This is a genomic window from Candidatus Albibeggiatoa sp. nov. BB20 (assembly GCA_016744725.1).
Classification (GTDB): domain Bacteria; phylum Pseudomonadota; class Gammaproteobacteria; order Beggiatoales; family Beggiatoaceae; genus Albibeggiatoa.
Genome location: JADGDW010000247.1, coordinates 1 through 4,605, shown reverse-complemented (window position 1 = coordinate 4,605; position 4,605 = coordinate 1). Strand labels below are relative to the sequence as shown.

Sequence of the window (4,605 nt, the reverse complement as noted above, 5' to 3'; positions counted from 1 at the left end):
CTCCTCCGCCGCTCCCAAATCCGTAAAAAAACCTTTGGCTTTCTCAATATGCTGCTGCCGTAATGTTGGATTATCCTCCAAATGACGCGCAATCTCATAATGCGCCAAACCACACTCATACGGCATTTTCAAACGCATCGCCTCATTAAGCCCCATCTTCCACGCATGATGCGCCTGCCGCTCTTTCTCCTGCAACCACAAATACAAACCCTGCCATAAATACGCCCGAGGTTGAGCAACAAGATATAGATTTGCATAATTCTGCAACTGCTGACAAGCTCGCCGCGACAACTTCGCAAATGCAAACCGCTCTTTTGATAATAATTTTTCTTGAGATGTAAGCTGTGGATTCTGCTCTAAATACTTCTCCCACTGAGTCAAATACACCAATGCGACACTCGAATACGCCTCAAACAACTCTACACTTGGCATCTCTATTTTTTCAATTAAATGTGCGGTCTTGGTTGCCATTTGCACCGCCTGCTTGGGTAAACCCTGCTGCATATACACCAAACTCAACAAGCCACACACCTGCACCGCCTCAGGATGTAACAACAACTCACTGGGCAAGGCTTGAATCGCTTTCAAACAAGTCACGGCGGCTTCAGGCTCACCCAAACGCAAGGCACACAAACCCTGCTGACACAAACCCCACACCTGCGCTTGAATATCATTATGCTGAGTTGCCATCATGTAAATCATCTGGGATTTTTTCAAACACTCGCGCACATCCCCTTGAAAATAGTGCATTTGTGTGAGAATATTTAAACTTTCCATCTGACGGCGCGTATCACCCAAATATTCTGCACTTTTCAAAGCTTGCATCACGCGGGTTTCACCCAACTGCCAACGCCCATAACCCACATCATACAAACCCACCAACATAAACACCCAACTCGCGGTTTTTAAATCACTTTGCTGTTTGGCTAAATCCAAGGCTTTTTGGGCAAAATCATCTGCTTGAGTGGGTCGCTGACGCATCGCCATCGCTAAACTCATTTGGGCATAACTACGAGCTAAAATCGCTTGATTCTCCTGCGCGGGCAACGATTCCGCCAAATTCAATCCCGCCAAACTTGCATGAAAACATAATGGTGCATTTTGCTGTAAATAACCTAATTGCACCAAACGTTCATAAATCTGTGCGCCCAACGATATAAAATGCGCTTTATCTTCTTGTTTATGTAAATATTGTTGCGGATTACGCTGATGTAATAATTGCAGAAATTGTTGTCGTACGGTTTGCCATTTCAATCCCCAACGCTTGTTAGGGGCTGGCAATTTCAATACTTTCAACGCGGTATGAAACGCATACTGACTTTCACCCAATTTGCCTAAATATAAATACGCCGTGCCTAACAGCAAATACCAAGAAGCCCGTTTCAAAGGGGTCGCTTGGTCGATTTGTGCTTGGTCTAATTCAATCGTTTGTAAGAAAAAATTGACCGCCTCGGTATTGGCATCATTATTTAAAGCTTGTTCCCCTGCTTTTTCATAATATTCAATGGCTTTGTCTGGCATTTCTGCATTTTCCCAGTGATAAGCGAGTATATTGTAATAACCTTTTAAATCTGCTGCTTTTTCGTACCATCGCGCCATGGTTCGGTGTAATTGTATTTTTTGAGTACGCAACAGAGCTTGATAGGCTGTGTCTTGGATTAATTCATGTTTAAATTGCACATAGTGGCTGTTATCAGTATTTCTTAAAAAATCTTTATTTTTCAATCGATCCAATGCTTGGTGCAAACCTTCACGCTTGGTAATTAAGCTGTATAGTTTGCTCAATAATCTCAAATGAATCTCACGCCCAATCACGCTGGATGCTTTTAAAACCACTTGCTGGGTATCATTCAACACTTGAAAATAAGCACTCAAAGCATGATTTAATTGAGTCGGACAAGCCACTTCATCTAATGGGATTAAAATCTCCACCATACCATTCATATTGTGAATCACGCCTGACTGTTGTAACCAATGCAATAAAACCTCTGAAAATAGCGGATTGCCTACGGTTTTGTCTTGAATAAAATCGACCAACTCTAATGGCAATTGCGTCACATTTAAATGTTGTGCTAATAAAAAATGGGTCTCATCAGTTTCTAAACCTTGTAACTGCAGCGTGTGAAAATGGGCATGGGTTTCCAACTGGGGCAATGATAAATTGACGGGGCGGGTAGCTAAAATAATCAATAGCGGTTGAACACGGCGCACCACGCGCTGTAACAATAAACGTGAACATGAATCTAACCAGTGTAAGTTCTCGAAAATAAACACATAACGTCGACTACTGTGCTTGACCAAATCTTGCAGCAATGCGATCACCAGCGCGTGGGTATTATCCATTCTGACTTGCCCTTTCATTTGTTCGGTCAAACGATTTTCAGGCAATTGCAACGGCAGCAAGTGATTTAATAATGGAAAACGTGCCGCCAATGCGGGGATATTTTGGATGCGGCGTAACATTTCGCTACATTGTTTGGCTGAGTTTAAGCCCGCAAATTCATAATTTAAAATTTGAGTGAATAAGCTGCGCCACACGTAATATAGGGTATCTTGTTCGCGCTGTTCTGCATGGCAAATTAAGCAAGTGATGGTGGTTAAATGTTGGCGATGACTTGGGGTGTAATAAAATTGGGCGGATTGCGTTTGTTGCACCACGTCTTCGATTAAGCGGGTTTTGCCAATCCCAGCTTTGCCTTCAATTAACACCACTGAGCCTTGGGCTTGCTGGTGTAATAGGCTCAATTGTTCGGATAAAATATGACGGGCTGCCCGCCTACCAATTATGCTTGAGTCATTTAATGGGCTGTATAATGCCAAGGGTTCGGGGCTTAAATGGGTGACAGGAGGCAAATATTCATAATCAATTAGATTTTGTGTGGTTTGATAAATCGAGTCATCACATAAAATTTTATTGTCCGCAACCAGACTTAAACCCAATGCCAATTGCATCGGCAATCCCATCACATCGAAATGGCGACATTTTGCATTACCACGATGTCCACAAAATACTTGTCCTGCACTCAGTCCAATTTGAAAATCAATCTGTTGTTCGGTTAATAAATTTTGAAGCTTTTGAGCAGTTTGGATGGCGCGTAAACTGTTCAAGCGATCAAACTGTGCAAACCCCCAACCTGTCACCAATAATGTGCCTGTACCATGTTGGATTAATTCAATGAGATTGCCTTGATGATGGCTGATAATAGATTGAAACTCATAGATTAAATCTTGCAATTGCGCCAAAATATCCGATTGAGTGTAGTCCAAATTCGGCAAATTCAAACATAGCAAACTGACTTCACACGGCTGTCCTGTCCATTGTTCAGCTAATTCCATTTGAGCAAGCACCACGGGCGACACGTAGCGTTTTAACAATTGTTCGGATTCAGGTGGTAAATCAACACGGGGCAAGTGGCGTGGCTTCAGTGGGCGTGACAGTTTGTCTAATTGGATAAAATCGGGGTTAAATTCTTGTCCTTTGGCGTAATTGCGTAGCAAGCTCCATGTTTCTTTAGCAATCAGAATTTTATCAGTATTTTGTGGGATATAGAGTTGTTGCAGCACTGGACTGGCAACCAGAAATTCCCAATGTTCTTCCGCACCGCCAATAGTTGCAGCCCATAGGTTATCAGCTCCTAAACGAATGTGTAAATCGAGTTCTAATTTTGTGTGTTGCGATTGTTTTAATGCTAAGGCACAAGCAGCAGCTCGACGGGTGACAGTCGCAAGGTCTTTACCTGAAATATCCACTGTCCACACTGCCAACATCGTATCGCCAAATAATTTAACCACTTCACCACCGTGATGAGTCAGTAAATCAATCAGGTGTTCAAAGTAGAGATTGAGTTGTGGTGAGGCTTGCTGTGCATATTGACTAAAACCAATAATTTCAATCATTAATAACGCAGATTCATAACGTTTTGACGTAGGCGCGGGTTGTTGCTCTGGGTTGTGAGCATGATGGCGTTGCACAAGTGCGGGTGTGTAACTGATGAGTGTTTCTAAGGTGGACATTGCACTGACAGGAGGTTACTTGAGACGCAATATCTATATCATAACATGTTGTTGTGGATTTTGGGTTGCGAAAAATAGAAAGCTTGTAATGTAAAAACTATTCAATCAATTGAACTTCGTTACTTGTAAATTCTGTAGTAATCATAGATGTAAGTTCTGTTAGCCACACAATACTTCGCTCAGCTATTTCGATAGAACCAAACTGTAAATCTACCCCTATATCTTTATGAACGAGCGATTCTAACTTTAGTTTCTTCATAAGCTTTTTTGGAACTGAGTACAATAGCTCAAATTTAAGCTCTCCATGATTATAACTGATTTGCGCTTTATCATTGCCTGTAAGTAAGTTGTAATGAATAATTTCTGCTCGAAAATCTCGTATTCTTTTTACCCATTCATTTTCGTGTGTTGATATTAACTTCGAAATTGATAATTTGGAAAACTTATTTTGACTATCTCTTGCAGCTTTTGAGATACCATCCCATCCAATTTTTCTTTTATTTTCTTCAATAAGACTAAACAACCACCCGCTAAAGACGGGTGGGTTAGAGGCTTGGCGGCTGAAAGCCGGGATACAGGGCGACCAAGCCC

Annotated in this window: 2 protein-coding genes; both read right to left on the bottom strand. The window is 41.8% G+C overall.

Going from position 1 to position 4,605, the window contains the following annotated elements; all coding sequences use genetic code 11:
- The coding region (locus ABXH34_RS17985; protein ID WP_353573266.1) for an AAA family ATPase at nucleotides 1-4,014 on the bottom strand (4,014 nt) is incomplete at its 3' end.
- A 97-nt stretch (nucleotides 4,015-4,111) separates the two neighbouring features.
- The coding region (locus ABXH34_RS17980; RefSeq protein ID WP_353573265.1) for a hypothetical protein at nucleotides 4,112-4,605 on the bottom strand (494 nt) is incomplete at its 5' end.